This window comes from Vibrio sp. Vb0888, from assembly GCF_033338835.1.
In the GTDB taxonomy this organism is placed as follows: domain Bacteria; phylum Pseudomonadota; class Gammaproteobacteria; order Enterobacterales; family Vibrionaceae; genus Vibrio; species Vibrio alginolyticus.
The window spans coordinates 1-1,577 of the sequence record NZ_JAWOTL010000090.1 but is presented as its reverse complement, the minus strand read 5'-3'; the positions used below and the strand labels follow the sequence as shown (position 1 = coordinate 1,577).

Sequence of the window (1,577 nt, the reverse complement as noted above, 5' to 3'; positions counted from 1 at the left end):
CAAAAACTGCATAAGAAAAAGGTATGAAAAGGAAGTTGTGATATAGTTCACTGCTCTTTGTTGAGTAATAATTTTATTGCAAATTTAGCAATTTAGAGTCGATAGATATATTTTTATAGCCCAATTGACTAACGTTAGAATAAAGGAATCAATTCAGTGAAGCGTTTAGAGCTAAGTGCAGGATTATCAAGCAGACCGCTACTGGCTCAGATCAAGTCCAACCACCACGCAATTCAAGCGAAGCTCAGTTTGCTACTTACTTGCCTATTTATTGCGATAACTGGGTGGATACTCGGTAAAGTGGTGTGGTTAGCAATCCCTCAAACGTCTGATGTGCCAAAATGGAGGCCGTCGGCGGGTAACGTTATTGCCAGCAATAAATCGAATACGATTGATTTCAATGCCCTTCAAAGCGCCAACTTATTTGGCAAATACACCGAACAAAAGCCTGTGGTCGTTGAGCAACCTGTTGTGAAAGACGCCCCAAAAACACGCCTGAATCTTACCCTTGTTGGCGCCGTTGCTAGCAGCAATCCTCAAACCAGCTTAGCGGTGATCGCTAACCGTGGTAAGCAAGCGACCTACGGAATTAGCGAAGAAATTGAAGGTACGCGTGCCACACTAAAAGCGGTGTTGGTCGATCGCGTGATCATCGATAACGAAGGCCGAGATGAAACTCTAATGCTGGAAGGCGTTGAGTATAAAAAATTGTCAGAATCGCCGCAGGCTACTCGAGTGCAAGCTGCACAGAAAGAACCTGCGTCAGACGTGAGTGACAAACTAGAGCAAATCCGAGAGGAGATTGCGAAAGATCCACAGAGTGTCTTTAAATACATCACCATTTCTCCAGTGAAAAAAGACGACGCCATTATTGGCTACCGAGTTTCTCCGGGTCGTGATGCGGCGTTATTTAATGATGTGGGTCTAGAACCTGGTGATATTGCGGTGCAACTTAATGGGATCGATTTAAGTGACCCGTCTTCTTCAGTACAACTGATGCAAGTGATGAGCGATCCGCAAGAACTGAATTTGACTGTTGAGCGAGATGGTCAGCAGTACGACATCTATATCCAATTGTAATACTTAGGCAACCAGCGTAAGTTCAGGGAGACATACGTGAAACATTGGTTTAGCAAAAGTGCTTGGTTACTGGCAGGGAGTCTACTCTGCGTTCCAGGTGCTATGGCAAATGAATTTAGTGCGAGTTTCAAAGGCACTGACATTCAAGAATTCATCAACATTGTTGGTCGTAACTTAGAAAAGACCATCATCGTTGACCCTTCGGTGCGCGGTAAAATCGACGTTCGCAGCTACGACGTGTTAAACGAAGAGCAATATTACAGCTTCTTCCTTAACGTGTTGGAAGTGTACGGCTATGCAGTCGTAGAAATGGACAACGGCGTACTCAAAGTCATCAAAGCAAAAGACTCTAAGACCTCTGCAATCCCTGTTATGGGTGATGGTAGCGCAAAAGGCGATAGCGTCATCACTCGCGTAGTTGCTGTGCGAAATGTCTCTGTTCGTGAATTGTCACCGCTATTGCGCCAGCTGATTGATAATGCCGGTGCGGGTAATGT

At 44.9% G+C, this 1,577-nt stretch carries 1 protein-coding gene and 1 pseudogene; both read left to right on the top strand.

Annotated features, from left to right (window positions below):
- Positions 1-156: 156 nt before the first annotated feature.
- Positions 157-1,080, top strand: a complete 924-nt coding sequence (gene gspC / locus R7P72_RS24070; RefSeq protein ID WP_005465330.1) for a type II secretion system protein GspC — start codon at positions 157-159, stop codon at positions 1,078-1,080.
- Positions 1,081-1,116: 36 nt separating this feature from the next.
- Positions 1,117-1,577, top strand: a pseudogene (locus tag R7P72_RS24065) (type II secretion system protein GspD); the annotation flags it as partial.